Source organism: Microbacterium rhizosphaerae (assembly GCF_034120055.1).
In the GTDB taxonomy this organism is placed as follows: domain Bacteria; phylum Actinomycetota; class Actinomycetes; order Actinomycetales; family Microbacteriaceae; genus Microbacterium; species Microbacterium rhizosphaerae.
Map to the genome: position 1 here is coordinate 3,174,024 of NZ_CP139368.1, position 24,168 is coordinate 3,198,191.

Consider the following 24,168-nt stretch of genomic DNA (forward strand, 5'->3'; position numbering starts at 1 on the left):
TCACCACGACCCTTGTACGTACTATCGACAGATGGATGACGACGACGCCTCGGAGCCGGTCGACGGCACAGCCCCCGCGCCGGTGAAGATCGCCCGCCTGTGGTGGGTGGTCTCAGCGGCGGCCGCGCTGCTGCTCGTCGTCCTGCTCGGCGCGGTGATCGTCTATCGCCAGGCGGACAAGCCGTTCGGCTTCGAGGTGGAGTGGATGGGCGAACTGGTCGAGGCTCGCGCGCCGGTGTTCACGGCCCCCGCGCTCGTCTTGAACTGGATCGGCGGGGGCATCGGCGGGGTCGCGATCGTTCCGCTCGTCATCATCGGCGGCCTGCTCATCTGGCGAAGGCCGTGGGCGGCGCTTTATTTCGTCTGTGCCACGATCGCGAGCGGGCTGGTCGTCCTCGTCATAAAGAACCTCGTCGGTCGTCCGCGTCCGACCGACATCCTCGTCACGGCCGACGTCGGCTCGTTCCCGTCCGGCCACAGCGCGAATGCGGCGCTCATCGCCACGACGTTGGGAATCATCTTCTGGCGAAGGTGGGTATGGATCGTGGGAGCCGCGTACACACTGCTGATGATGCTGAGCCGCACCTACCTCGGAGCGCATTGGATATCCGACACCATCGGCGGGATGCTCGTCGGAGTCGGCCTTGCCGTGATCATCTGGGCCCCGTTCGCGTTCGTGCTCTATCGCGAGCGCCGCAAACCACATCCACCGATCTGGGTGAAGGTCGAGACCCCAGCCGTGGCGAGCGATCAGTCGGGAGAAAGCTCGCTCTGACCGGTCGTCCCGGGCCCGCGCACAGCGCAGGAGTATGCGGCGGGTGGGCCCGCCCAGTCGCCTGCTAGCGCTTCTTGACGCTGGAGACGGCGTCGCTGTTCTCCACCCGATTGCGCGCCGCCCGCTTGTCTGCCTTCGCGGTGCGCTTCTCCTTGAGGGTCTTGGCCGGCGCAGTCTTGCCGCTCTCTTTCCGCGTGGACTTCTCGCCCATGGTCGTGCTCCTTTGAGAGCCACGGTGACCCTGTATGGCTGACGCTACACGCCGTGCACGCCTTGGGGTTCCTCCCAGGCCCGGAATTCCCTGTCGAGAGTCTGATCGGATGCTCGCCGGCGAACAGACTGACACGGTCGAGGGCGCGCGTTGGGGATCGTGACGAAGCCGGAGGGCGTGGTCGCACACGGGTGTTGCACGGCCTTGTGTCGGAGAGTTGGCACCCAACATTCAGCCTGCGGCATGTACGACGGCGTAGCGTGAGGAGTAGCGATCGGCACCTGCCTTTGGCTTCACATCAGTCTCCCGTCGGGTGACTGGCCGAATGCAAGGGCGCTGATCACATGTCTCTAGCCGCAGTCGCATCTCCGACCCTCGGGCCGATCCGACAGACGTATGCTCGAGCCGAGGACTTCCCGCCGATCACGCGCGCGTACACCCACGTGTCCGAGGTTGTGCGCGAGACCGGTCTCCTGCGCCGCGCGCCCTGGTTCTACCTCCTTGTCGGTGCGGCCATCGCCGTGGCGTTCGGTGGAGCGATCACGGGTTTCATCCTTCTCGGCGACAGCTGGTTCCAGCTGCTGATCGCCGGCGCGCTCGGCATCCTGTTCACGCAGGTCGCCTTCCTCTCCCACGAGGCGGCGCACCGGCAGATCCTTTCCACGGGGCCCGCGAACGACCGCCTCGCGCGAGTGCTCGGCGCGGTCGTCGGCATGAGCTACTCGTGGTGGGACTCGAAGCACAGCCGCCACCACGCGAACCCGAACCGCGTCAGCAAGGACCCCGACATCGAGGTCGACACCATCTCCTTCCTCGAGGAGGATGCCGTGCAGGCCCGCGGACTGCGCCGACTCATCACCCGCAAACAGGGATGGCTGTTCTTTCCGCTGCTGACGTTCGAGGGCTTCAACCTCTACTTCCTCAGCTTCCGGCACCTGTCCTCTCGCGGACCGGTCAAGGGCCGGTGGACCGAGATCGGCATGCTGACGCTGCGATTCGCACTCGTTCTGACGCCGGTGTTCCTCTTCCTCCCGCTCGGGATGGCTTTCGCCTTCGTCGGCGTCATGACAGCCGTGTTCGGCGTGTACATGGGCGCGTCTTTCGCCCCCAACCACAAGGGCATGCCGATCATCGCCGCCGACGCGAAGCTCGACTTCTTCTCCAAGCAGGTGCGCACGTCGCGCAACATCCGCGGCGGATGGTGGGCCACCTGGCTGATGGGCGGCCTGAACTACCAGGTCGAGCACCACCTCTTCCCCAGCATGGCCCGCCCGCACCTCGCCAAGGCCCGCGAGATCGTCCGCGACTACTGCCTCAGCAACGACGTGCCTTACACCGAGACGTCGCTCGTGCGCTCATACGCCATCGTCATCGACTACCTCAACCGCGTCGGGCTCGCCGCGCGCGACCCCTTCGACTGCCCCCTCGCCAGCCAGTACCGGCGCGTGTAAGCGCGCCGCGCACGGGACGAGGTCTCGGCGCGCGGTATTATCTGCGTATGACTGCAGATAAGCAGGGATGCGGGTACGCGACCGACAGCCCGTACGTCGAATTGGCGGTGGAGATCTTCGCGATGCTCGCCGACGCCACACGCGTGCGCATCATCCTCGCCCTCAAGGACTCCGGCGAGCTGTCGGTGAACCACCTCGCCGACATCGTCGACAAGTCGCCGGCGGCCGTGTCCCAGCATCTGGCGAAGCTGCGCCTCGCCCGCATCGTCTCCACCCGTCAGGAAGGCCAGCGCGTGTTCTACCGCCTCGAGAACGAGCATGCATCGCGCCTGGTCGCCGACGCGATCTCCCAGGCCGAGCACTCGCTCGGCGGGACGCCCCGCCACCACCACACGGATCGGGAGCCGGTATGAGCCGCATCCACGATCACGACGTGCACCACGACCACGAGCACGGCGGGCACGAGCACGCCGGGCACGACCACGAGCACGGCGGGCACGACCACGAGCATCCGACCGGCGTCAGGGGATTCCTGTACAGCCTGTTCGTCCCCCACACCCACGACGCGGCCGACGCGATCGACGATGCGATGGAGGCGAGCCGGGCCGGCATCCGCGCTCTGATCGTCAGCTTCGCCGTCCTGCTGGTCACGACCATCCTGCAGGCGGTCGTGTTCTTCGTCAGCGGCTCGGTCGCCCTGCTGGCCGACACGATCCACAACTTCTCCGACGCGCTGACCGCCGTGCCCCTGTGGGTCGCGTTCGTCCTCGGACGCCGTGCAGCGACCCGCCGCTACACCTACGGGTTCGGCCGTGCGGAGGACCTCGCCGGTCTGTTCATCGTCGCGGTCGTCGCGCTCTCGGCCATCGTGGCGGCCTGGCAGTCCATCGATCGCCTCCTGCATCCGCAGCCGCTGCACAACGTCGGATGGGTCATCGCCGCGGGCGTCATCGGGTTCGCGGGCAACGAGGCTGTCGCGATCTACCGCATCCGCGTCGGTCGCCGGATCGGCTCGGCCGCCCTCGTCGCCGACGGCGTGCACGCGCGCACCGACGGCTTCACGTCGCTGGCCGTCGTCATCGGCGGGATCGGTGTGCTGCTCGGCTTCCCGCTCGCCGATCCCCTCATCGGCCTCGTCATCTCCGCGACGATCTTCGTGCTGCTGATCGGCACGGTCCGCTCGATCGGCCGGCGCCTGATGGACGGCATCGAGCCCGACCTTCTCGGGCGGGTCGAGCACGCTCTGGAGCACGTCGACGGCGTCCAGCGCGTCGAGCGCGTGCGCCTGCGATGGATCGGCCATCGCCTCGAGGGCGACGCCCTGGTCATCTCGCCGGGCGACGCGAGCCGCATCGCGGTCGAGGCCGAGCAGAGCGTGCGCGGGCACGTCAAGAACATCGACGAGTTCCTCGTAGGCGTGCGTCGCGACGCCGACTCACCGGCAGCGTGATGACGACGACGGATGCGGCGCGCCTGCGCCGCACGGGCATCGGCCTCGAGCTCGCCACGCTGGCATGGAACGTCGTCGGCGTAGTGCTGCTCGCGATCCTCGCGTGGCAGTCGGCATCCGTCGCCCTTCTCGGCTTCGGTCTGGACAGTCTTATCGAGATCGGGGCGAGCACCGTCGTCATCTGGGAGCTCACCGGCACCGACGAGCGGCGGCAGCACCGCGCGCTGCGCCTCATCGGGTGGGCCTTCGTGCTCCTCGCGGGATATCTGTTCGTGCAGTCCGTGGTCGCCCTCGTGACAGGTCACCGTCCGACGCCCATGATCGGCGGCATCCTCTGGACGGCGCTCACCGCACTCGCCATGTTCGGGCTGGCGTGGGGCAAGCGGGCGGTCGGCCGGCGCCTCGGAAACCCGGTCCTCATGACGGAGGCGCGCGTCACCGTCATCGACGGCATCCTGGCGACCAGCGTGCTCGTCGGAATCCTGCTCGACTACGCGCTCGGCTGGTGGTGGGCCGACTCCGCCGTCGGACTGATCATCGTGTTCTACGCCGCTCGCGAGGCGATACACATCTTCCGCGACTGACGGGCGGCGAAGCCCGACGCCCGTCCCTGCGCGGCTCTTTCGCGGCTCTCTCAAGGCGTCCGGAATGCCGTGGCCGGGTCCGCCGGGCACCGCCGCACATGATTCGCGTCAGCGGGTGAGTGTGACGTGGATGACGCCGCTGTCGGCGAGCTCGGACGACACGGCGTAGCCGGTGTCGAAGTTCCGGAGGTCATCCCAGAGCCGCTCGCCGTGCCCGAGGATGATCGGAGAGATCGCCACGTGGATGCGGTCGACCAGCCCGGCGGCGAGGAAGCTGCGCGCGATGCCGACACCTCCGCCGATGCGGACGTCCGCTCCCCCGGCGAGGTCGTGGGCGCGGGCGAGGGCCTCCTCCGGGCTCGTGGACACGAACTCGAACCGTGTGCCGTTCGCGAATTCGATCGGAGCCCGCTCGAGGTGCGTGAGCACCAGGACCGGTCCGCCGAAGGGCGGCTCCTCGCCCCACCATCCGCGCCAGTCGGGGTCGTCCGGGAAGGCGTGGAGCCCGAACATCCCGGCTCCCATGATCTCGGCGCCGATGCCCTGGAAGTACTCGACCGCGTAGCGGTCATCCACGCCCGTGGTGCCCCCTCCGGACCCGTCGTGCAGCACACGCTCACGGAAGGTCTTCGTGGCGATGTAGTGCGCGACGAGCCGCCCCCAGTCCTCGCCCATCGGATTGTCGGCGCTCTGGCCGGACGGGCTCGCGACCCCGTCGAGTGAGATGTTGAGGTCGAGTCGTACAGCCATGTGAATTGGGCATACCAGCGCCATGAGTGCGCGTCAACCCTCCGAGCCGAATCGCGTCGTGCCCATAGGCTTTTCACGCAACAACAAATCGACAGCAGTGGAGCCGGCGTTTCGGGTCGCCGATCGAGTTCCTGTGTCGAAGAGATGACCCCGGCGAGGCGGGCTTTGCCGGGGTCATCCATCCCCCGCCTCGCGTGCGGTCGTCCATCGCGGGACGAAAGACTGGGTGTTTCCCCAGTTGCGAGAGAGCACTCGTGGCGTCGACTGTCGGCCAGTCGTGATAGATATCTCCTGAGACTTTACGAAGGAGACGGATGCCACGCGCGCCTCAGCACCGGTCCATCCCCGCAATCCGGCGCACGAGCGGACCGGACCCGCGATGACGACCGACCTCCAGCAGCCCGACGAGTTCGCCGACCTCATGGACCTCATGCGCAACGAGCGCGAGTACTCCGATCGGCGCGAAGCACGCGATCCGAGCGACCACCGGCGGGGTCTGCGAGCCCTGCTCATCGCCGCGATCATCCTGGTGCTGATCCTCGCCGCCGGCGGCGGCTACGTCGCGTGGGCGCTGAATGCGCCTCTGCACGCCCCGACCGGTACCGCCCAGGAGCCGGACGTCGCGCTGCCCGCAGCCGCCACCCTCGCCCTGCCGGCCGAAGGGGCATCGGCGATCTCGATGACGGGAGCGGACGAGTACGTCGGCGCGACGGCCAGCGGCATCTGGGCCAAGAGCGGCGGCGATGCCCCGCGGCCCATCGCGAGCATCAGCAAGCTCATCACGGCACTCGTCGTGCTGCACGCGAAGCCCCTGAAGAGCGCGAGCGATCCCGGACCGAGGATCACCTTCAACAAGGCCGATCACGCGCTGTACGACAAGTACTACGTGATGGGCGCGGCGATCGCCGCCATGCCCACGGGAAGCACGATGTCCGAGCGCGACGCGCTCGCGACGATGCTTCTGCCGTCAGCGGCGAACTACGCCGAGGCGGTGGCGAACTGGGCGTTCGGTTCGCAGGGCGGCTACATCAGCGCGACGAAGAAATGGCTCGCCGCGAACGGGCTGGGCAGCACCACCATCGTCGAGCCCACGGGCATGAGCGCCCGCAACACGAGCACGACCGCCGACCTCATCACGCTCGGCAAGCTCGCCGCCGCCGACCCCGCTCTCGCAGCGATCACGTCGACGAAGTCGATCTCCCTGCCCGGACCCGGCACGCTGACCAACACGAACGATCTGCTCGGCACCGACGGGATCACGGGGCTCAAGACCGGCAACCTCGGCGACGGCACCTACAACCTGCTGTACACGGCATCCTTCGTCGTGGGCGACACGCATCCCGTCACCGTCACCGGAGTGGTCCTCGGCGGCGCGACGCACCAGTCGGTCGACCAGGACGTCACGCAGCTGCTCGCGAGCATCCGTCAGGGGTTCCACAACGTCGAGGTCGCCTCGTCGGGCCAGCACATCGGCACCTACTCGACCGCGTGGGGCTCGACCGCGGGGATCGTCGTCGCCAAGGACGCATCGGTCTTCACGTGGTCGAACACCCCGATCACCACGACCCTCAAGATGAAGACGCCGTCCTCCTACGAGAACGGCGCGGTGGTCGGAAGCGTGACCTTCACGGCCGGCGCGAACACCACGACCGTGCCGGTGACCGTGGTCGGCGGCATCCATCCGCCCACCGCGTGGTGGCGGCTCACGCATCCGCAGGAGCTCGGCGGTTAGCATGTCGCTCAGGCTGCGGGCGGGAGGAGCTCCTCGACGAGCGTCTGGACGCGCGACCGGATCTCGTCGCGGATCGGCCGGACGACGTCGATCGGCTGACCCGCGGGGTCGTCCAGCACCCAGTCCTCGTAGCGCTTGCCGGGGAAGATCGGGCAGGCGTCGCCGCATCCCATCGTGATGACCACGTCCGACTCCCTGACGGCATCCACCGTCAGGATCTTCGGCGTGTTCCCGGCGATGTCGATACCCTCCTCGGCCATGGCCTGGATCGCGATGGGGTTGATCGCGTCCTTGGGCTCGGAACCCGCAGACAGCACGTCGATCCGGCCTCCGGCGAGCTCACGCAGAAAGCCGGCGGCCATCTGCGAGCGACCGGCGTTGTGCACGCAGACGAAGAGGACGGTCGGCTTGTCACTCATTTCATGGTTCCTTTCACGCCGCCGTGATCCGGCGATCCGAGTCTAGGCAGGGCCGTCCGCCCCGAGGCCGTTCTGTACGCAGCGACGCTCGATGAGCAGGGTGTTGCGCCCGCAGCCTGCGCGCGGGCCCTCGCCGAACGTGCGGTCAGCTCGCAGCTGTTCGTGAGCGCGTAGGTGCCCTCAATCGGTGCGTCCGGCTACGCCGAGGAAGCGGACGAAGACGGCGATCCAGCCGAAGATCAGCGCGAAGACGAGGATCTCGAACGCGGTCAACGAGAAATAGCCGATCGCCGGGATGAAGAGGATGACCGAGGCGACCGTCGCGGCGAGGAACGCCCACGACGCGACGAAGTAGGTGCGCGGCATCCCGCGGAAGAACCTCGGCCCGCCGATGAGCATGACGAGGTACATGACCGCCATGCCGGAGGCCGACAGGTTGTGCACGGTGAGGTTGACGTCGACCGGGACGATGCCGACGAACGCGAGCATGATCCCCATGATCACGAAGAGCACGGGGATGACGCGCGGTCCGCGAGGGTTCTCGAGAATGCCCGCAGCCGCGAGCTCGCGCATATCGTTGGCGATGTACACGGCGAAGGTCGTCACGAGGAGTCCGCCGGCGATCAGCGTGCCGTTGAACACCCAGCTCGACAGGTCGTCGAATGTGCCGAGCTGGCTGAAGTGCACCTTCCACCAGTCCGGGTCCGGCGTCGTCAGCATCGCCGTGAGGGTTCCGACCGCGATGAAGGCGAGCAGCAGCGTCGCCATGCGCTGGGTCGTCATCGCCGAGACGGACAGGAAGACGATCCAGGTGGTGAGGCCGAGCGTCACCGCCATGAGCACGACCGCCCAGAACGTCACGATCGGCAGGCCGATGAATCCCGCGGCCAGGAGCCGGAACAGCGCGTACACGATCACGAAGGAGAGCGCCGCGTGCACGATCACCACCGAGACGGTGTTGACGATGAACTTCCACGAGGGCAGCGACCGCCGCCACTCCTGGCCCGGGCGATTGCGCGCACGCCAGTATTCGACCGTCGCGATGACGGCGGCGACGACCGCCGCCCCGCACGCGGCCCACACGGCGAACGAATGGGAGTTGCCGCCGAGCTGAAGCTTCGGCGCGAAGAGGCCGACGAGCAGGCCGTAGACAGCGCCCAGCGCGCCGGCGGTGAGAGCGGCATAGACCGCCTCGGACTCGGCCCGGCGGCCGGGAACGGGAGTGGTCGTCTCGGGTAGCGGCTGCATCTGCGCGGAGCTCACAGAGTGAGAGTACGGCCTGCGCGGCACCCGTGGCATCATCGCCGCGTAAGAAAGTTCGGTCAGCCGGCGGCGCGATCCCGATCTCGGTCGGGGTCCTGCGTCTGCGTCTCGCTGAGCCGATCGAGGAAGCGGATGACGGTCTCCCGCTCGCGCGGCGACATCTCAGCGGCCACCTTCCACCGGTAGGCGTGCAGGCGGCCGACGCTTTCGCGCACCTGCTCGTGCGTCTGCTGGGTGATCTTGATCATCAGGGCGCGGCGGTCCGTGGGATGCGGGGAGCGCTCGATGTGGCCGGCGACGGCCAGTCGGTCGAGGAGCTTCGTCGTCGACGCCGTGGAGATGCCGAGGTGGTCGGCGAGCATCTTCGGCGTCGCGATCGTGGCCTGGTTCTTGAGCGCCACGAGGTATCGCAGGGCCGCCATATCGGTCTCGCCCAGCTTCATGTCGGTGCGCGACCGGAATCTGACCTCCTGCTCGGCCTCACGCCACCGGCGCACGGCGATCAGCACTCGCACGATCTGAGCGATCTCCTCATCGCTCAGATCGCCGTAGTCGACCAGTTCCTGACGCGGGTCGATCACGCGCGGATCCAGCATGGCGTTCGCGACGCCCTGGTCCGGTTTGTGGCTGCCCATGCGGACATCATACGGCGAAACGTTGATTACATGTCTATCTAGCTACTTGCTAGGCAAGTAACCACCTGCAATGCTGGGTATATGAACAGGGAAAGAATCGGACACGTCGTGCTCCTGGACGAGGTGGGAAACCCCATCGGCGTCACGTCCAAGGCGAGCGTGCACGGTGCGGACACCCCGCTGCATCTCGCCTTCTCCTGCCATGTGCTCAACTCCGACGGACAGGTGCTCATCACCCGACGCTCGCTCGACAAGGCGACGTGGCCCGGAGTCTGGTCGAACTCGTTCTGCGGCCATCCCCGCCCGGCGGAGCCGGTGCGCACCGCCGTCACCCGTCACGCGGAGCACGAGCTCGGACTGCAGCTGACGGATGTCGAGCTCTCTCTCCCGCTGTTCCGCTACCGGGCCGTCGACGCGGCGGGCATGGTCGAGAACGAGATCTGCCCGGTGTTCGTCGCTCGGACGGCGGATGAGGTGAAGCCTCGCCCCGACGAGGTCATGGAATACGCGTGGGTCGACCCGATCGACCTCGGCCACTCGATCCGCCTCACGCCGTCGGTGTTCAGCCCGTGGCTGGTGCTTCAGGCCCAGCTGCTCCCCTTCCTCGGCGGCGTCGCACCCGTCGCCGCCGCATCCCAACGCGAGCTGGCGGGATGACTCTCGCCCTGCAGTCCGACCAGGCGGTGGATGCGCTCACCGCCGTCGATGCGCGCCTTGCGGACTACTTCGCCGATGCGCACCCTCTGGTGGCGCGGCACGGGCCCCTGTTCCTGCGCCTCTGGGACGAGGTGGCGGCTTCGACGGTCGGCGGCAAGCGATTCCGTCCGGCGCTCGTCGTCGACACCCACCGGGCTCTCGGCGGGGAGGCCGAGGCCGAAGCGATCGCGACCGGCACCGCCGTCGAGCTCCTCCACACGTCGTTCCTGCTCCACGACGACGTGATCGACGGCGACACCGTGCGTCGCGGGAGGCCGAACCTCATCGGCTCCCTGGCCCGCGACGCACGGCAGGGCGGTCTCGGGCGGAGCGACGCGCTCGCCTGGGCCCGTTCGGCCGCGATCCTCGCCGGAGACCTCGTGCTCCACTCGGCGCAGGCGATGGTCGCCCGCCTGGATCTGGACGGGCCGCGCCGCCACCGGCTTCTCGACCTCTTCGAGGAATCCGTCTTCGTCACGGCAGCGGGTGAGCTGCTCGACGTGGCGTTCAGTGCCGGCGTGAGCGAGCCGACCGCGGCGGACGTGCTCGCCATGACCGAGTGGAAGACCGCGCACTACTCGTTCGAGGCGCCCCTCGCGGCGGGGGCCATCCTCGCCGGCGCGTCCGACGCGACCATCGCGACCCTCACCCGCTACGGTCGACGCGTGGGCCTCGCCTTCCAGCTGCGCGACGACCTCCTGGGCATGTTCGGCTCCGAGAGTGTCACCGGGAAGTCCACGCTCAGCGATCTGCGCGGCACGAAGATGACGGCCCTCGCCGCCTTCGCGCACGACTCGCCGTTCGGCGCCGAGTTCCGCGAGGCGATCGCCGAGAGCGACCCGTCCGAGGCCCTCGCCCGTGCTCGTGCCGTGCTCGTGTCGTGCGGCGGGCAGGTCTACGTCGAGGAGCTCATCGAGGCGCAGGTGCGCAGCGCCGTCGACGTGATCGATGCCGGCGGGCTGCCGGACGAGCTCCACGAGTACCTGGTGGACGTGGCCGATCGAGCGACGAGGCGCACGTCATGAGCGCCTCCGATACGGCCCCGGTCACGGATCTGGCGCGCTATTCCGAGTGCGCGCAGGACAGCGCGGCTCGCGTGATCTCCGCGTACTCGACATCGTTCGGTATGGCGGCGCGACTGCTGGATCGACGCATCCGTCCCCACGTCCGCAACGTCTACGGACTCGTGCGGGTGGCCGACGAGATCGTGGACGGCGCTGCCGCGGAGGCGGGGCTGGATGCCGCGGCCCTCGGCGCGCTGCTGGACGGGCTGGAGGCCGAGACGCTGCACGCGATCGACGTCGGATACAGCGCGAACCTCGTCGTCCACGCGTTCGCCTGCTCCGCACGGTACGCCGGGATCGGGAGCGACCTGGTGACACCCTTCTTCGACTCGATGCGCCGCGACCTCGACCCCCGCGCCTATCGGTCCGGCGAGATCGGCACCTACATCTACGGGTCGGCGGAAGTCGTCGGGCTCATGTGCCTGCGGATCTTCCTCGCCGACCACGTGGTCGGCGAGGAAGAGCGGACACGCCTCGAGGACGGCGCGCGCCGGCTGGGCGCCGCGTTCCAGAAGGTGAACTTCCTGCGCGACCTCGCCGCCGACTGGGAGACGCTCGGACGCAACTACTTCCCCGACATCGACCCTAACGGCCTGACCGAGACGCAGAAGCTGGGCCTGGTGGACGACATCGATGCCGACCTGGCCGCAGCCCGTGCCGTCATCCCGGACCTCCCCCGCGGCGCGCGCGGCGCCGTGGCGGCCGCGCACGGACTGTTCGCCGCGCTCAACGAGCGCATCCGCGCGACTCCGGCCGACCGGCTGATGCGGTCGCGGGTGCGGGTGGCCGGCGGTGCGAAGCTGCGCATCCTCGCCGAGGCGTCCCTCGGCCGTGTCACCGCTCAGGCGAGGAGCACCGCATGACCGGGCAGACGCCGACCGCCGTGGTCATCGGAGCAGGCATCGCGGGGCTGGCGACGGCCGCTCTGCTGCAGTCCGACGGCCACCGGGTGACGGTGCTCGAGTCGCGCCACGACGTCGGGGGACGTGCCGGAACGTGGGAGCGAGACGGCTTCCGCTTCGACACGGGCCCCTCGTGGTACCTCATGCCCGAGGTCTTCGACCACTTCTTCCGACTGCTCGGCACGAGCGCGGCCGAGCAGCTCGACCTCGTGCGGGTCGACCCGGGCTATCGCGTGTTCTTCGAGGGGCATGCCACGCCGATGGAGATCCGGGCCGATCGCTCGTCGAACATCGCGCTGTTCGAGACGACGGATGCGGGCTCCGGCCCCGCGCTGTCGGCATACCTCGACTCGGCCCGTGACGCGTACCGCCTCGCCACGTCGCGCTTCCTCTACAGCACCTACGAGTCGATGCGCCCCTTCTTCACCGCAGACACCCTGCGCCTGCTCCCCCGGCTCGCACCCCTCCTCACGCAATCGCTCGAGCGGTTCGTCGCCAGGCGCTTCCGCGACCCGAGGCTGCGGCAGATCCTCGGATACCCGGCCGTTTTCCTCGGGTCCGCTCCGTCGATGACACCGAGCCTCTACCACCTGATGAGCCACCTCGATCTCGAGGACGGGGTCTGGTACCCGCTGGGCGGATTCGGGGCCTTCATCGCCGCAGTGCGCCGGCTGGCGCAGCAGCGCGGCGTCGAGATCCTGACGGATGCCCCCGTCACCTCGATCCTCACGGCGGCCGACGCCAAGGGGCGCGACTGGACGACGGGCGTCGCCTACGAACACCGCGGGGAGCGACGCATCCTCCACGCCGACGTCGTGGTCTCCACCGCCGACCTGCACCACACCGAGACGGCGCTGCTCCCCGAGCGGGTGCGCAGCTACCCCGAATCGTGGTGGTCTCGTCGCGTTCCCGGGCCGAGCGCGGTGCTCGTGCTCCTGGGTGTCCGCGGGGAGCTGCCCTCGCTCGCACACCACAGCCTGTTCTTCACCGAGGACTGGGACGACGGATTCGCCCGTATCTTCGGCACCGGCGCATCCATCGGGTCGCCGACGTCGCTCTACGTCAGCCGCACCAGCGCGACCGACCCGACGACCGCGCCGGCCGGTCACGAGAACCTCTTCGTCCTCGTGCCCGTCCCGGCGGACCCGGGTCTCGGCGGCGGCGGAGTGGACGGCGACGGCGATCCGGGCGTCGAGGCGATCGCGGATGAGGCGATCCGCCAGATCTCGGAATGGGCGGGCATCCCCGACCTCGCCGCGCGCATCGTGGTCCGGCGCACCATCGGGCCTGCAGACTTCGCGGACGACCTCCACTCGTGGCGCGGCGGAGCGCTGGGACCGGCGCACACCCTCCGGCAGAGCGCGTTCCTGCGCGGCTCCAACGCGTCGGCGAAGGTCGACGGCCTCTACTACGCCGGCGGCACGACGGTGCCCGGCATCGGGCTGCCGATGTGCCTCATCAGCGCCGAGCTCGTGCTCAAGCGCCTGCGCGGCGACACCACGACGACCCCCCTGCCCGAGCCGATCCGCGAGCCGATGGCGCAGCGCCGGTGAGAGTCGTCTACCTGCTCGTCCTGCTCGCGGCCATCGCCTGCATGGTGCTCGTCGACCGCCGCTTCCGTCTCGTGCTCTGGCGGGCTCCTCGACGGGCGACGGCCGTTCTGCTCATCGGCCTCGGCTTCTTCCTCGCATGGGACCTCCTCGGCATCGCGCTCGGCATCTTCGCGCGCGGGACGACGTCGATCTCGACCGGCATCCTGCTGGCGCCCGAGCTGCCCCTCGAGGAGCTCTTCTTCCTGGCATTCCTCTGCTATCTGACGATGGTGCTCGTGACGGGTTCCCGACGCCTGCTCGCCCGGCCGAAGGTGCACCGATGAGCTACGTGGTCCTCAGCGCGGTCTTCGTCGGCATCGCCATCGCCGTGTGGGTGATCGCGGCGGTGACGGATGCCGGCTTCGCCCGGCGCTGGTGGCTGCCGTCGGTCCTCGCCGCGGTCGTGCTCGTCATCCTCACGGCCGTCTTCGACAACCTCATGATCGCCGTGGGCCTCATGACCTACGCGCCCGACCACATCTCGGGCGTCAGCATCGGGGCGGCGCCGCTCGAGGACTTCGCGTATCCGATCGCGGCCGTCATCCTGCTGCCCGCACTGTGGTCGCTGTTCGCGAGAAGGAGCACCGATGACGCTTGAGCAGGCAGCGCCCGCGCTGCGCCAGCTGTTCGTCGCATCCCGCCCGATCAGCTGGATCAACACCGCCTTCCCGTTCGCGGCCGCGTACTACCTGACGACGGGGAAGGTGGATGCGGCGCTCGTCATCGGCACCCTCTTCTTCCTCGTGCCGTACAACCTGGCGATGTACGGCATCAACGACGTGTTCGACTACGAGTCCGATCTCGCGAACCCGCGGAAGGGCGGCCTCGAGGGCGCCGTCCTCGACCGCACGGCGCATCGCCGGACGCTCCTGGCCGCGGTTCTGCTCTGCATCCCGTTCGTGATCGCGCTGGTGGCCCTCGGCGACCCGCTCTCGTGGCTCGTGCTGGCGATCAGCCTCTTCGCCGTGGCCGCCTACTCCGTGCCGGGGCTGCGGTTCAAGGAGCGCCCCTTCCTGGACTCGGTCACCTCCAGCACGCACTTCGTGAGTCCCGCGGTGTACGGACTGGTCCTGGCCGGTGCGGTCTTCACGCCGCAGCTGATCCTGATCCTCGCGGCCTTCTTCCTGTGGGGGGTCGCGAGCCATGCCTTCGGCGCCGTGCAGGACGTCCTGCCCGACCGGGAGGGCGGCATCCATTCGATCGCCACCGTCATGGGGGCACGCTGGACCGTCCGGTTCGCGATCGCCTGCTGGGCGGCGGCGGGCGTGCTCATGCTGTTCACCGGGTGGCCCGGCGCCCTCGCGGCGACGCTGGCGATTCCGTACATGCTGATGGCCGCGCCCTTCTGGTCGGTGACGGATGCCGACTCCGCCACCGCCAACCGCGGATGGCGGCGCTTCATCTGGATCAACTACGCCGTCGGCTTCCTCGTCACGATGCTGCTGATCGCCTACGCCGTCGTCCGCTGAGGTCGCTCGGGCTCTCAGTCGAACACGGGCAGCGGCAGCTCGTGCTCGGCATCCCACGGCTCGGTCCACCCGAGCCGATCGAACAGTCCGTTCAGCAGCATGCCGGTGAAGCCCCACACGAGGTGCTCGCCGGTCTCCTGGTGGACGAGGAAGCCCGGGCCGCGCCACTCTGCGCCGTCGCGACGGATGACGGTGCTGCCGCGGTTGGCCGGATCGAGCAGATCCGCGACCGGGGCGCGGAACACGGCGGACGACTCCGCCTCGTCGACCACCCGGATCGGCGACGGCGTGCTCCACCATCCGAGCACGGGCGTCACGAGGTGCATCGAGTACTCGAGCACCACGTCGGGCAGGGCGCCGAGCACGTCGACCCCCGCCGGGTCGAGGCCCGTCTCCTCCTGCGCCTCGCGCAGTGCGGCGCCGACAGCGCCGTCGTCGCCCGGATCGAGCCGGCCGCCGGGGAACGCGACCTGGCCCGGGTGCGAGCGCAGGGTGGCCGCGCGGGCCAGCAGCAGCACGTCGAGATCGCGCGACACGGCCCGCGCCTCGTAGCGGCTCGGCACCGAGTCGAGCTCGCCGAAGAGCATCAGCACCGCGGCCGGACGGCCACCCGCCGCCTCGGGCGGCGGCGCACCGACAGCAGCCGCGAGGGCGTGAAGCTGCGCCCGCGCGGTCAGCGGTTCGGGTTCGGCGGGCACCCGTTCAGGCTACGCCTCGTCGCCGACAGCCCGGCCGATCCCCCGCTGGGCGCTCATCTTCGACAGCGCCTCCCCCACCGCCCAGATCCGGCGCCCGCCGTCCGGGTCCAGCAGATGGCGGAACATCTTCTGCGGCGCAGCCCTCCCGCCCACGTGACCGAACCCGGCGGGTCCGAACAGTGTCGGGGTCGACGCGGGGCTCACCGTCGTCGCCGCCAGGAGGGCCGGCTCGGCCGCCTCCGCCGGCGTGTTGCCGAGGCGCGTGGCGAGCCGGTGCATGACACCGCCGGTGTGCCGCTGCCGCACGGTGCCGGCGATGCCGGTGTCGGGCGCGATACGGGGGTGCGACAGCTGGACGTCGATGCCGGTGCGCGCCAGTTCCATGGCGAACAGCCCGAGTGCGACCTTCGACGACCCGTATGCCTTGAGGGCGCCGTAGCGACGCTCGACCTGCACATCGGTCCAGTCGATGTCGCGGAAGCCCACGATGCCGCTCGACTGCGACACGATCCGCGCCCCGCCGAGCAGGGGGAGGATGCCGAGCGTCAGCGCGAAGTGCCCGAGGAAGTTCGTGGCGAAGTGCAGCTCGAAGCCGTCCGGTGAGAGGTGCCGAACGGGGTCTCCGAGCATGATGATGCCCGCGTTCATGACGTACAGGTCGAGGAGCACGGCATCCGCCAGGAGGGTCGTCGCGAGCGCGCGCACGGAGTCGAGCCGTGCGAGGTCGAGATCGCGCAGGGTGAGTGCGGCATCCGGAGCCGCCTCCCGGATCGCAGCGATCGCACGCTCGCCCCGTCCGCGGTCGCGCACCGGCAGGATGACGCGAGCCCCCGCTGCCGCGAGAGCGCGCGCGATCTCGAGCCCGACCCCGCTGCTCGCGCCCGTGACGAGGACGCTTCGCCCGGTCAGATCCGGCATCGCGATCATCGCTCCCCTTCCGGCTGCATCCTCGCACGAACTCACGGCTGGCTCCCAGCCTGGCGGGACCAAATCCGCGCGAGCATCCGTTGGATCAGATGACGCCGCAGCCAGCGACGGAAATCCAGGAGGAATCGTGTCCCACGACTACCGCAAGACTCCGGAGGCGCTCAGCCGCCTCACCGAGACCCAGTACCGCGTGACGCAGGAGGAGGGCACCGAGCCCGCCTTCCGCAACGAGTACTGGAACAACCACGACCCCGGCATCTACGTCGACGTCGTGTCCGGCCAGCCGCTCTTCTCGTCCGCAGACAAGTACGACAGCGGCACGGGATGGCCGAGCTTCACCCGGCCGATCGACCCCGACGCCGTGGTCACGAAGACCGACCGTCACCTGTGGATGACGCGCACCGAGGTGCGCTCGACGGCGGCCGACAGCCACCTCGGTCACGTCTTCGACGACGGCCCACGGGATGCCGGCGGCCTGAGATACTGCATGAACTCGGCCGCGCTGCGGTTCGTGCCCGCGACGGATCTCGCCGCGGAGGGATACGGCGAGTACAGCGCCCAGTTCGCGAACGACGAGGAGAACCCGAATGTCCGATGACGGAAAGATCACCCGCACCCCCGGCACCGAGACGGCCGTGCTCGCCGGCGGCTGCTTCTGGGGCATGGAGGACCTCATCCGCCGCCAGCCCGGCGTGCTCGACACGCGCGTCGGCTACACCGGCGGGCAGAACGACCATGCGACGTACCGGTACCACCCGGGTCACGCCGAGGCCGTCGAGATCGTCTACGACCCGGCGCAGACGTCGTATCGCGACATCCTGGCGTTCTTCTTCCAGATCCACGACCCGTCGACCCTGAACCGCCAGGGCAACGACATCGGGACCAGTTACCGCTCCGCGATCTTCCCGCTCACCCCCGAGCAGGAGCAGGTCGCGCGCGACACGATCGCCGACGTGGATGCCTCGGGCCTGTGGCCGGGCAAGGCCGTGACGACGATCGAGCCCGCCGGTCCGTTCTGGGAGGCCGAGCCCGAGCACCAGGACTACCTGATCAAGTACCCCCACGGGTACACGTGCCACTTCCCGCGCGCGGGCTGGGTACTGCCCAAGCGCTCGGAGGCGACCGCCTGATCAGCCCCGGAGATAGGTCTCGGCGACGCGGGTCAGATCCCACAGGTCGGTGACGCCCGCGAGCTCGCGAGCGGAGTGCATCGACAGGATCGGGATGCCGACATCCACGGTCCGGATGCCGATCCGCGTCGCCGTGATCGGCCCGATCGTGGACCCGCACGGCACCGCGTTGTTCGAGACGAACTCCTGGCCCGACACGCCGGCGTCGGCGCACCAGCCGTTCCAGGCTGCCGCGCCGACGCCGTCGGTCGCATAGCGCTGGTTGGCGTTGATCTTGAGGATCGGGCCCGAGCCGAGCACGGGTCGCACGACGGGGTCGTGCTTATCGGCGTAGTTCGGGTGCACCGAGTGCCCGACGTCGCTCGAGACGCACCACGATGCGGCGAGCGCCCGCAGCTGCTCCTCGCGGTCGGCGCCGAGCGAGAGCTGCACCCGTTCGATGACGTCGGCGAGGAACGGGCCGGCCGCGCCCGAGCGTGTCTCGGAGCCGATCTCCTCGTGGTCGAAGACCGCCAGCATGGCGATGTGGTCCTCCACCCCGGCGGCGGCACGGGTCAGCGCGACGGTGCCGGCGTGGACGGATGCGAGGTCGTCGAGGCGTCCGGAGGCGAAGAACACGTCGTCCCGGCCGAACACTTCGCCGCGCGCGGCATCCGCCGTCACGATGTCGTAGCCGCGGATGCGCGCGGCATCCACTCCCGCCGCTTCGGCGAGCGCTCCGAGGATGTCGGCGGAGTCCGGCTCGCCGAGCCCCCACACCGGCTGGGTGTGCGCCTGCTTGTCGAGGGCGAGGTGGTCGTTCACGGAACGGTCGAGGTGGATCGCGAGCTGCGGCAGCCGCAGCATCGGTCCGGTGGCCGCGAGCACCGCGGTGCCGTCGTCCAGCACGAGCCGGCCTGCGAGGCGCAGCTCACGGTCGAGCCACGAGTTCAGCAGCGGCCCGCCGTAGACCTCGACGCCCGCCTGCAGCCACCCGAGGCGACCGGTCGTCGGCCGCGGCTTGAGCTTGAATCCCGGCGAGTCGCTGTGGGCGCCGAACACCCGTACCGCGGTCGACGCCGACGCGCCCATCGGCACCACCCAGGCGATGACCGCGCCGTCGCGCACCACGAGGAAGCGGCCTGCCGCGGGCGTCGGCCACGCCTCATCCTCGCTCAGCTCGCGGAAGCCCGCATCCCGCAGCCGGCGCGCCACCTCGGCGGCCGCGTGATAGCTCGACGGCGATGCGGCCACGAAGTCGGCCAGGTCGTCGGCATGGGTGCGGGCGGCGGCGGGGACGGGCACGGCGGACCTCCTCGGAGAGACGGACGGTCCTCCGATGCTACGCGGGCTGCGACTTCTTCTTCAGTTGCAGGCGGATGCCGCCGGGCTTCGTCTCGATGGTGAACAGGCCGATCGCCTTCACGAGATCGGAGAGCTTGGCATAGCCCCAGTTGCGGGAGTCGAAGTCGGGCTGCTGCTTGCGCATGAGCTGGCCGACGGCCCCGAGGTTCGCCCAGCCGTCGTCGTCGGATGCGGTGTCGACCGCCTTGCGCAGTGCGGAGGTGAGCTTCGCGTCGCCCCGCAGCTTCGCCGGCGGCACGCGCGTCGACGGGGCCGCCGCGGTGTCCGCCACCTCCGGCTCCTCGACCTCGAGCACCTCGAGGAACGTGAACTTGTCGCACGCGTTGCGGAACGCATCCGGGGTCTTGCGCTCGCCGAAGCCGTACACCGTCACGCCGTCCTCGCGGATGCGCGAGGCGAGGCGTGTGAAGTCGCTGTCGGACGACACGATGCAGAACCCCTGGAACCGGCCGGTGTAGAGCAGGTCCATCGCGTCGATGATGAGCGCACTGTCCGTCGCGTTCTTGCCTGTCGTGTTGTCGAACTGCTGGATCGGCTGGATGACGTGCTCGCTCGCCGCATCCTTCCATCCGCGCAGCTGGGTCTTCGTCCAGTCGCCGTACACGCGTTTGACGGATGCCGTGCCGTACTGGGCGATCTCGGCGAGAACGGCATCGATGCGCGCCGGCGAGACGTTGTCCGCGTCGATCAGGACGGCGAGGAGGTCGTTCGGCTGGGCCATGCGCCACACACTAACGTGAAGCGGTGACTTCCGTATCGGGCGAATGGGATGTCGTGGTCGTCGGGGCCGGGCCCGCCGGCTCGATCGCCGCTCGGGCAGCGGCGGCCGGCGGCGCCCGAACGCTCATCATCGACCGTGCGACTTTCCCCCGCTACAAGACCTGCGGCGGCGGACTGATCGGGAGGAGCCTCTCGCTCCTGCCCGCTGCGGCGACCGAGACGATCGAGCAGCGGGTGAACACGGTCGTGTTCACCCTGCGGGGTTCGCACCCCGTGCGTGTGGCGAGGGATGTGCCGTTCCTCGCGATGACCCGCCGCGAGACGTTCGACGCCGCGCTCCTCGCGGACGCGCAGGCCGCCGGCGCCGTGTTCGTCGGCGGCGCGGCACTGCGCGAGATCGCGGCGGAGGACGACGGCGTCCGTCTCGTGACCAGCGCCGGCGATGCGACGGCGCGGTGCGTCGTGGGGGCCGACGGCGTCGGCGGGCGCGTCGGGAGGTACGTCGGTGTCGTCCCGGAGCGCATCGACCTGGGGCTGGAGGACGAGGTCGCCGCCTCGGGAGACTCGACCGTGCTTCTGGACTGGGGGCCGGGAGCCGGAAGCTACGCCTGGACCTTCCCGAAGGACGCGATCGACACCGTCGGGGTGATCGAGGCGAAGGGCCACGCCGAGCGGACGCGCGCGTACCTCGCCGAGTGGCGGTCGCAGCAGGCGGATCCGGATGCGGCGCTCGTGCACTCGAGCGGGCACCTCACGCAATGGCGCCGCGCGGATTCGCCGCTGCGTCGCGGGCCTGTGCTGGTCGCCGGCGACGCAGCCGGGCTCCTCGAGCCCTGGACGCGCGAGGGGATCTCGTTCGCGCTGCGCTCCGGCGCGCTCGCCGGCCGGGCGGCCGCCGCCTTCGTCGCGTCCGGCGACGAGCGGGCCCTCGACTCCTATGTCTCCGGGGTCGAGCAGACGCTCGTGCCGGACATGACGGTCGGGGCGCTGCTGCTCGCGGTGTTCGAGAAGCACCCGCGACTCGTCCACCGTGCCTTCCGGCACTCGCGCGCAGCCCGCCGGTTCTTCGTCGATTTCTGCGCCGGCAGGCGCAGCCTCGCCGACCTCGGCGAGAAGCGGTGGCTCATGCACGGCCTCCGCCTGCTCGCCTGAGTCGGATCGGCGTCAGGCCTCGACGAGCACCTTCTCCACCGCGGGTCGCCAGCAGCGAGCCGTCACCCCGATGGCGTTCCAGGCGTTGATGCTGACGAGCAGCGCAAGGATCGCGGCGGCCTCCGCCTCCGTCCAGACCTCCCGCAGTTCGGAGACCACGGCATCCGGCACGTGCGTCTCGGCCATGCGGGCGACGGAGTCGGCGAGCGCGAACGCCGTGCGCTCCTTCGCGGTGAAGAAGGTCGCCTCCTCCCAGACCGCGACGGCGGAGATGCGCTGGAAGGACTCCCCCGCATCGCGGGCGGCCCGCGAGTGCAGGTCGACGCAGTAGGAGCAGCCGTTGAGCTGCGAGGTGCGCAGGCGCAGCAGCTCGACGAGACCGCTCGGGATGCCGGCGGCCTCCACCTCCGCGACGGCTGCATCGTCGAGCGCGCTGACCGCGCGCGAGAACGCGGGCACCAGGCTGTCGAAGTCGAGGCGTCGGGCGGGGCGGATGACGGTGTCTGTCGTGTTCATGACCTCCACGCTACGGACCGATTGTCCTGGGCTGCAGTCCAATAGAGTGGCTGTCATGTGGGCCAATTCCGGGCTCGATCTCCATCTCGACCTCGACCCCGCGCGAAAGACCGATTCGCTCGAGCGCGGGCTCCGCGATGCCATCCGGAGCGGACTGCTCACGCCGGGAGAGCGGATGCCGACGAGCCGCAGTCTCGCCGGCGACCTCGGAATCTCGCGCAACAGCGTGGCCGAGGTGTACGGGCGGCTGACCAGCGAGGGTTGGCTCGAGGCTCGCGTCGGAGCCGGCACGTGGGTGGCCGCGACACCTCGCGTGATTGCGCCGTCCGCTCCCCGGGCGCGGCGGCAGACCACCGCCCGGCTCGATCTGCGCGCCGGCATCCCGGATGCCACGGCCTTCCCCGTGGCGGCGTGGGTCGCCGCATCCCGCCGTGCCCTGACGGCCGTGCCGACGTCGGCGTTCGGCTACGGCGACCTCCGGGGGGCGCCGCCGCTGCGCGAGGCTCTCGCCGCCTACGTGTCGCGTGCCCGCGGGGTATGGGCCTCCGCCGAGGCCGTCCACGTGACGCACGGCTTCGGGGAGGCGCTGGCGCTCGTCGGGGGCGCGCTCGTCGATCGCGGCGCGCGGACCGTCGCCGTCGAGGAGTACGGCCACGCGCTGCACCGAGACATCCTCCGTGCCGCCGGGCTCAGGGTCGTTCCGATGCGGGTGGACGCGGAGGGCGCCGATCCTTCTGCGCTCGGTGAGGCGGCCGCGGATGCCGTGCTGCTGACGCCGGCGCACCAGTTCCCGACGGGTGCGGTTCTGTCCGCCGGGCGGCGAGCGGCATTCGTCGAGTGGGCGCGACGGACCGGCGGCATCCTCATCGAGGACGACTACGACGGCGAGTTCCGATACGACCGTCGCGCGGTGGGCGCCCTGCAGGCACTCGCGCCCGAGCACGTGGTGTACGCCGGCACCGCCAGCAAGGCGCTGACGCCGGCCCTCGGCCTCGCGTGGTGCGTGCTGCCGCAGAGTCTGGGCGGACTCGTCGCCGACCGCGCGCGGCTCTCCGGCGCCGCGACCGATGTGCCGTCACAGCTCACACTCGCCGAATTCCTCCGGCACGGCGACTACGACCGGGCAGTACGCTCATCGCGGGCGCAATACCGCGCCCGGCGCGAGCGGCTCGACGACCTCATCGGCGAGCGGCTGACGGGTGCCCGCCTGGGCGATGCGCAGGCCGGTCTGCAGAGCGTGCTGGAGCTCCCGCCCGGAGCCTCGGAGCAGGCGGTGACGGATGCGGCGGCATCCCGTTCACTCGCCCTCGAGGGTCTCGGCGCATACTTCTTCGGCGACTGCGCGAACCGCCCGCCGACGATGGTCATCGGGTTCGGCGCACCGCCGCCGCACCTGTTCGAGGATGCGGCGGCGGCCGCCGTGATGGCTGTGCGCGAGGCCTCACGCGGGACTGCGTGAGGCCCGTCCATCTGCGGGTGTCCGCCCCTCGCGCGGGGGCGATCGTTGCCGTGCCCGCGCGGGGACCCCGGTGCTCTCATGGCAGCCGGCGCACGGCGTCGTCCGACCGCGCGACTGCGACCCGGCCTGCGGTCCCCGCAGGTGTGGTCCGCCGGTCCGGGTGGGCAGGGTCGAGCGCCAGCCGGCGGAGACGATGGCTTCGAACTCCGCCGCCAGCAGCTCTTCGTCGTCGCAGATGACGTCGAAGAACCTCGCCTCGAGAGACTCGAGTTCGAGCGGGTCGGCAGGTGTCGCACTCATGCGTGCTCCTCCCCGCGGTCAGGCGTTGATCGCCTGTGGCGACTCGCTGCTCGTGATGGAGATCTTCCGCGGCTTGGCGCGTTCGGCCACGGGGATCTGGAGCGCGAGCACACCGGCGTCGTAGCGGGCGCTGATGTGATCGGTGTCCAGATTGTCACCGAGGACCAGCTGACGGCTGAAGATGCCGCGGGGTCGCTCGGCCGCGATCAGCTCGGCGTCGCTTGCTCGCAGGGGCCGCTCTGCCTTGACCGTGATCACGTTGCGTTCGACGTCCAGATCGATCGAACCCGGATCGACACCGGGAAGGTCGAATTCGACATGGAATGTGTCGTTGTCCCGCCAGGCATCCATCGGCATCGCCGCCGGACGAGCCATCGTGCCGTCGGCACCGAAGACCTGCTGGGTGAGCCTGTCCAGCTCACGGAACGGGTCAGTGCGCATCAACATCGTTCCACCTCCGTCTTCTCTGTTCTGTTGATGCTGCGGACGCCGCCGACCACCGCTGAGATCTATGGCATCCGCTATAGTTTTTTTGTATCACTCGCGGCATGATGATGCAAGAGGCAATCAGCGGATGCTGAGCGGAAGCAGCGTGACGGCATGACGGACCACCAGCCGGACCCCGACCGGGCCGTCTACGGCATCTCGGTCGCCGCCGAACTGGCGGGCACCGGGGTCCAGAACCTGCGGGCGTACGAGGCCCGCGGGCTGCTCCTTCCTGCCCGCTCCGAGGGCGGGACGCGCCGCTACAGCGCGAACGACCTCGTGACCGTGCGCCGGATCGGCGACCTGCTCGCCGCCGGCCTCAACCTCGCGGGCATCGCCATGGTGCTCCCCCTGCAGGACGAGAACGCGCGCCTGCGCGCCGAGAGGGACGATGACCGATGACGGGCGGACTGCGCATCCGAACGGCGATCGCGGCGCGCCGA

General features: G+C 69.8%; 30 protein-coding genes. 18 read left to right on the top strand and 12 right to left on the bottom strand.

All coding sequences use genetic code 11. The features are described 5' to 3' along the window. Nucleotides 1-31: 31 nt before the first annotated feature. Nucleotides 32-775: a phosphatase PAP2 family protein gene (locus SM116_RS14455; protein ID WP_320941668.1), complete on the top strand. Its 744-nt coding sequence runs from the start codon at nt 32-34 to the stop codon at nt 773-775. 64 nt (nt 776-839) lie between these two features. Here the strand turns inward: SM116_RS14455 and SM116_RS14460 are convergent, their stop codons facing one another. Next, nucleotides 840-986 carry a hypothetical protein gene (locus tag SM116_RS14460; protein WP_320941669.1) on the bottom strand — a complete coding sequence of 49 codons (147 nt, stop codon included), beginning with the start codon at nt 984-986 and terminating at the stop codon, nt 840-842. A 344-nt stretch (nt 987-1,330) separates the two neighbouring features. Between SM116_RS14460 and SM116_RS14465 the strand changes: the two genes are divergently transcribed. Genes SM116_RS14465 through SM116_RS14480 form a run of 4 tightly spaced genes read left to right on the top strand, consistent with a single transcriptional unit; the run spans nt 1,331 to nt 4,471 of the window. Further along, the gene (locus SM116_RS14465; RefSeq protein WP_320941670.1) at nt 1,331-2,437 is read left to right on the top strand and encodes a fatty acid desaturase family protein; all 1,107 of its coding nucleotides are present in this window, start codon (nt 1,331-1,333) and stop codon (nt 2,435-2,437) included. Nucleotides 2,438-2,484: 47 nt separating this feature from the next. Continuing rightward, entirely contained in the window at nt 2,485-2,850 is a 366-nt protein-coding gene (locus SM116_RS14470; protein ID WP_320941671.1) for an ArsR/SmtB family transcription factor, read from the top strand. Then, on the top strand, nt 2,847-3,887 hold the full coding sequence (locus tag SM116_RS14475; protein ID WP_320941672.1) for a cation diffusion facilitator family transporter: 1,041 nt from the start codon (nt 2,847-2,849) through the stop codon (nt 3,885-3,887). Before SM116_RS14470 ends, SM116_RS14475 begins: the two co-directional genes overlap by 4 nt. Beyond that, a complete protein-coding gene (locus SM116_RS14480; RefSeq protein ID WP_320941673.1) occupies nt 3,887-4,471 on the top strand; it encodes a cation efflux transmembrane domain-containing protein in 585 nt (194 codons plus the stop codon). Before SM116_RS14475 ends, SM116_RS14480 begins: the two co-directional genes overlap by 1 nt. Nucleotides 4,472-4,579: 108 nt before the next feature. On the opposite strand, the gene SM116_RS14485 is transcribed toward SM116_RS14480, so the two are convergent. After that, nucleotides 4,580-5,221 (bottom strand): dihydrofolate reductase family protein, encoded by a 642-nt coding sequence (locus SM116_RS14485; protein WP_320941674.1) that lies wholly within the window; start codon nt 5,219-5,221, stop codon nt 4,580-4,582. Between the two features lie 379 nt (nt 5,222-5,600). On the opposite strand from SM116_RS14485, the gene SM116_RS14490 reads away from it, so the two are divergent. Then, nucleotides 5,601-6,953, top strand: a complete 1,353-nt coding sequence (locus tag SM116_RS14490) for a D-alanyl-D-alanine carboxypeptidase (protein ID WP_320941675.1) — start codon at nt 5,601-5,603, stop codon at nt 6,951-6,953. 8 nt (nt 6,954-6,961) lie between these two features. On the opposite strand, the gene SM116_RS14495 is transcribed toward SM116_RS14490, so the two are convergent. The 3 genes from SM116_RS14495 to SM116_RS14505 form a co-directional block, all read right to left on the bottom strand. Beyond that, entirely contained in the window at nt 6,962-7,372 is a 411-nt protein-coding gene (locus SM116_RS14495) for an arsenate reductase ArsC (RefSeq protein ID WP_320941676.1), read from the bottom strand. 180 nt (nt 7,373-7,552) lie between these two features. After that, nucleotides 7,553-8,635, bottom strand: coding sequence for a DUF998 domain-containing protein (locus tag SM116_RS14500; protein ID WP_320941677.1), 1,083 nt, complete (start codon nt 8,633-8,635; stop codon nt 7,553-7,555). A 59-nt stretch (nt 8,636-8,694) separates the two neighbouring features. Next, entirely contained in the window at nt 8,695-9,270 is a 576-nt protein-coding gene (locus SM116_RS14505) for a MarR family winged helix-turn-helix transcriptional regulator (RefSeq protein WP_320941678.1), read from the bottom strand. Nucleotides 9,271-9,351: 81 nt separating this feature from the next. On the opposite strand from SM116_RS14505, the gene idi reads away from it, so the two are divergent. From idi to SM116_RS14540, 7 genes are read left to right on the top strand one after another with little or no spacing between them, the layout of a single operon-like run. Further along, complete coding sequence (gene idi, locus SM116_RS14510) at nt 9,352-9,927, top strand: isopentenyl-diphosphate Delta-isomerase (protein ID WP_320941679.1); 576 nt, start codon at nt 9,352-9,354, stop codon at nt 9,925-9,927. Continuing rightward, entirely contained in the window at nt 9,924-10,991 is a 1,068-nt protein-coding gene (locus SM116_RS14515; RefSeq protein WP_320941680.1) for a polyprenyl synthetase family protein, read from the top strand. The genes idi and SM116_RS14515 overlap by 4 nt, the downstream gene beginning before the upstream one ends. Further along, complete coding sequence (locus SM116_RS14520; RefSeq protein WP_320941681.1) at nt 10,988-11,893, top strand: phytoene/squalene synthase family protein; 906 nt, start codon at nt 10,988-10,990, stop codon at nt 11,891-11,893. Before SM116_RS14515 ends, SM116_RS14520 begins: the two co-directional genes overlap by 4 nt. Next, nucleotides 11,890-13,485, top strand: coding sequence for a phytoene desaturase family protein (gene crtI, locus SM116_RS14525; RefSeq protein WP_320941682.1), 1,596 nt, complete (start codon nt 11,890-11,892; stop codon nt 13,483-13,485). The genes SM116_RS14520 and crtI overlap by 4 nt, the downstream gene beginning before the upstream one ends. Further along, nucleotides 13,482-13,808 carry a lycopene cyclase domain-containing protein gene (locus tag SM116_RS14530; RefSeq protein WP_320941683.1) on the top strand — a complete coding sequence of 109 codons (327 nt, stop codon included), beginning with the start codon at nt 13,482-13,484 and terminating at the stop codon, nt 13,806-13,808. Before crtI ends, SM116_RS14530 begins: the two co-directional genes overlap by 4 nt. Further along, nucleotides 13,805-14,122 carry a lycopene cyclase domain-containing protein gene (locus SM116_RS14535; RefSeq protein WP_320941684.1) on the top strand — a complete coding sequence of 106 codons (318 nt, stop codon included), beginning with the start codon at nt 13,805-13,807 and terminating at the stop codon, nt 14,120-14,122. The genes SM116_RS14530 and SM116_RS14535 overlap by 4 nt, the downstream gene beginning before the upstream one ends. Beyond that, nucleotides 14,112-14,993 (top strand): prenyltransferase, encoded by an 882-nt coding sequence (locus tag SM116_RS14540; protein WP_320941685.1) that lies wholly within the window; start codon nt 14,112-14,114, stop codon nt 14,991-14,993. Before SM116_RS14535 ends, SM116_RS14540 begins: the two co-directional genes overlap by 11 nt. 14 nt (nt 14,994-15,007) lie before the next feature. Here the strand turns inward: SM116_RS14540 and SM116_RS14545 are convergent, their stop codons facing one another. Both SM116_RS14545 and SM116_RS14550 read right to left on the bottom strand, forming a co-directional pair. Next, complete coding sequence (locus SM116_RS14545) at nt 15,008-15,670, bottom strand: NUDIX hydrolase (RefSeq protein WP_425563281.1); 663 nt, start codon at nt 15,668-15,670, stop codon at nt 15,008-15,010. Nucleotides 15,671-15,700: 30 nt separating this feature from the next. Further along, entirely contained in the window at nt 15,701-16,609 is a 909-nt protein-coding gene (locus SM116_RS14550) for an SDR family NAD(P)-dependent oxidoreductase (protein ID WP_320941687.1), read from the bottom strand. A gap of 136 nt (nt 16,610-16,745) precedes the next feature. Here SM116_RS14550 and msrB point away from each other — a divergent pair, with 136 nt between their 5' ends. Both msrB and msrA read left to right on the top strand, forming a co-directional pair. Then, nucleotides 16,746-17,216 (top strand): peptide-methionine (R)-S-oxide reductase MsrB, encoded by a 471-nt coding sequence (gene msrB, locus SM116_RS14555; protein ID WP_320941688.1) that lies wholly within the window; start codon nt 16,746-16,748, stop codon nt 17,214-17,216. Continuing rightward, nucleotides 17,206-17,748: a peptide-methionine (S)-S-oxide reductase MsrA gene (gene msrA / locus SM116_RS14560; RefSeq protein WP_320941689.1), complete on the top strand. Its 543-nt coding sequence runs from the start codon at nt 17,206-17,208 to the stop codon at nt 17,746-17,748. The genes msrB and msrA overlap by 11 nt, the downstream gene beginning before the upstream one ends. Here msrA and SM116_RS14565 read toward each other — a convergent pair whose 3' ends face one another. Then, entirely contained in the window at nt 17,749-19,032 is a 1,284-nt protein-coding gene (locus tag SM116_RS14565) for a M18 family aminopeptidase (RefSeq protein WP_320941690.1), read from the bottom strand. Nucleotides 19,033-19,069: 37 nt separating this feature from the next. Next, nucleotides 19,070-19,813, bottom strand: a complete 744-nt coding sequence (locus SM116_RS14570; RefSeq protein ID WP_320941691.1) for an NYN domain-containing protein — start codon at nt 19,811-19,813, stop codon at nt 19,070-19,072. Between the two features lie 23 nt (nt 19,814-19,836). Between SM116_RS14570 and SM116_RS14575 the strand changes: the two genes are divergently transcribed. Further along, on the top strand, nt 19,837-20,964 hold the full coding sequence (locus SM116_RS14575; protein ID WP_320941692.1) for a geranylgeranyl reductase family protein: 1,128 nt from the start codon (nt 19,837-19,839) through the stop codon (nt 20,962-20,964). 12 nt (nt 20,965-20,976) lie between these two features. Here SM116_RS14575 and SM116_RS14580 read toward each other — a convergent pair whose 3' ends face one another. Beyond that, the gene (locus tag SM116_RS14580) at nt 20,977-21,480 is read right to left on the bottom strand and encodes a carboxymuconolactone decarboxylase family protein (RefSeq protein WP_320941693.1); all 504 of its coding nucleotides are present in this window, start codon (nt 21,478-21,480) and stop codon (nt 20,977-20,979) included. A 55-nt stretch (nt 21,481-21,535) separates the two neighbouring features. On the opposite strand from SM116_RS14580, the gene pdxR reads away from it, so the two are divergent. Next, entirely contained in the window at nt 21,536-22,939 is a 1,404-nt protein-coding gene (gene pdxR, locus SM116_RS14585; RefSeq protein ID WP_320941694.1) for a MocR-like pyridoxine biosynthesis transcription factor PdxR, read from the top strand. On the opposite strand, the gene SM116_RS14590 is transcribed toward pdxR, so the two are convergent. Further along, the gene (locus SM116_RS14590) at nt 22,922-23,239 is read right to left on the bottom strand and encodes a hypothetical protein (protein WP_320941695.1); all 318 of its coding nucleotides are present in this window, start codon (nt 23,237-23,239) and stop codon (nt 22,922-22,924) included. The genes pdxR and SM116_RS14590 overlap by 18 nt on opposite strands. Before the next feature lie 18 nt (nt 23,240-23,257). Continuing rightward, a complete protein-coding gene (locus SM116_RS14595; RefSeq protein ID WP_320941696.1) occupies nt 23,258-23,686 on the bottom strand; it encodes an Hsp20/alpha crystallin family protein in 429 nt (142 codons plus the stop codon). A gap of 153 nt (nt 23,687-23,839) precedes the next feature. Here SM116_RS14595 and SM116_RS14600 point away from each other — a divergent pair, with 153 nt between their 5' ends. After that, complete coding sequence (locus tag SM116_RS14600; RefSeq protein WP_320941697.1) at nt 23,840-24,127, top strand: MerR family transcriptional regulator; 288 nt, start codon at nt 23,840-23,842, stop codon at nt 24,125-24,127. The last annotated feature ends 41 nt before the right edge of the window (nt 24,128-24,168 follow it).

Excerpts from the sequence above, each read along its gene's own strand:
- SM116_RS14455 (WP_320941668.1), top strand. The coding sequence starts at position 32 with ATGGATGACGACGACGCCTCGGAGCCGGTCGACGGCACAGCCCCCGCG.
- SM116_RS14460 (WP_320941669.1), bottom strand. The coding sequence starts at position 986 with ATGGGCGAGAAGTCCACGCGGAAAGAGAGCGGCAAGACTGCGCCGGCC.
- SM116_RS14465 (WP_320941670.1), top strand. The coding sequence starts at position 1,331 with ATGTCTCTAGCCGCAGTCGCATCTCCGACCCTCGGGCCGATCCGACAG.
- SM116_RS14470 (WP_320941671.1), top strand. The coding sequence starts at position 2,485 with ATGACTGCAGATAAGCAGGGATGCGGGTACGCGACCGACAGCCCGTAC.
- SM116_RS14475 (WP_320941672.1), top strand. The coding sequence starts at position 2,847 with ATGAGCCGCATCCACGATCACGACGTGCACCACGACCACGAGCACGGC.
- SM116_RS14480 (WP_320941673.1), top strand. The coding sequence starts at position 3,887 with ATGACGACGACGGATGCGGCGCGCCTGCGCCGCACGGGCATCGGCCTC.
- SM116_RS14485 (WP_320941674.1), bottom strand. The coding sequence starts at position 5,221 with ATGGCTGTACGACTCGACCTCAACATCTCACTCGACGGGGTCGCGAGC.
- SM116_RS14490 (WP_320941675.1), top strand. The coding sequence starts at position 5,601 with ATGACGACCGACCTCCAGCAGCCCGACGAGTTCGCCGACCTCATGGAC.
- SM116_RS14495 (WP_320941676.1), bottom strand. The coding sequence starts at position 7,372 with ATGAGTGACAAGCCGACCGTCCTCTTCGTCTGCGTGCACAACGCCGGT.
- SM116_RS14505 (WP_320941678.1), bottom strand. The coding sequence starts at position 9,270 with ATGGGCAGCCACAAACCGGACCAGGGCGTCGCGAACGCCATGCTGGAT.
- idi (WP_320941679.1), top strand. The coding sequence starts at position 9,352 with ATGAACAGGGAAAGAATCGGACACGTCGTGCTCCTGGACGAGGTGGGA.
- SM116_RS14515 (WP_320941680.1), top strand. The coding sequence starts at position 9,924 with ATGACTCTCGCCCTGCAGTCCGACCAGGCGGTGGATGCGCTCACCGCC.
- SM116_RS14520 (WP_320941681.1), top strand. The coding sequence starts at position 10,988 with ATGAGCGCCTCCGATACGGCCCCGGTCACGGATCTGGCGCGCTATTCC.
- crtI (WP_320941682.1), top strand. The coding sequence starts at position 11,890 with ATGACCGGGCAGACGCCGACCGCCGTGGTCATCGGAGCAGGCATCGCG.
- SM116_RS14535 (WP_320941684.1), top strand. The coding sequence starts at position 13,805 with ATGAGCTACGTGGTCCTCAGCGCGGTCTTCGTCGGCATCGCCATCGCC.
- SM116_RS14540 (WP_320941685.1), top strand. The coding sequence starts at position 14,112 with ATGACGCTTGAGCAGGCAGCGCCCGCGCTGCGCCAGCTGTTCGTCGCA.
- SM116_RS14550 (WP_320941687.1), bottom strand. The coding sequence starts at position 16,609 with ATGCCGGATCTGACCGGGCGAAGCGTCCTCGTCACGGGCGCGAGCAGC.
- msrA (WP_320941689.1), top strand. The coding sequence starts at position 17,206 with ATGTCCGATGACGGAAAGATCACCCGCACCCCCGGCACCGAGACGGCC.
- SM116_RS14570 (WP_320941691.1), bottom strand. The coding sequence starts at position 19,813 with ATGGCCCAGCCGAACGACCTCCTCGCCGTCCTGATCGACGCGGACAAC.
- SM116_RS14580 (WP_320941693.1), bottom strand. The coding sequence starts at position 21,480 with ATGAACACGACAGACACCGTCATCCGCCCCGCCCGACGCCTCGACTTC.
- pdxR (WP_320941694.1), top strand. The coding sequence starts at position 21,536 with ATGTGGGCCAATTCCGGGCTCGATCTCCATCTCGACCTCGACCCCGCG.
- SM116_RS14590 (WP_320941695.1), bottom strand. The coding sequence starts at position 23,239 with ATGAGTGCGACACCTGCCGACCCGCTCGAACTCGAGTCTCTCGAGGCG.
- SM116_RS14595 (WP_320941696.1), bottom strand. The coding sequence starts at position 23,686 with ATGTTGATGCGCACTGACCCGTTCCGTGAGCTGGACAGGCTCACCCAG.
- SM116_RS14600 (WP_320941697.1), top strand. The coding sequence starts at position 23,840 with ATGACGGACCACCAGCCGGACCCCGACCGGGCCGTCTACGGCATCTCG.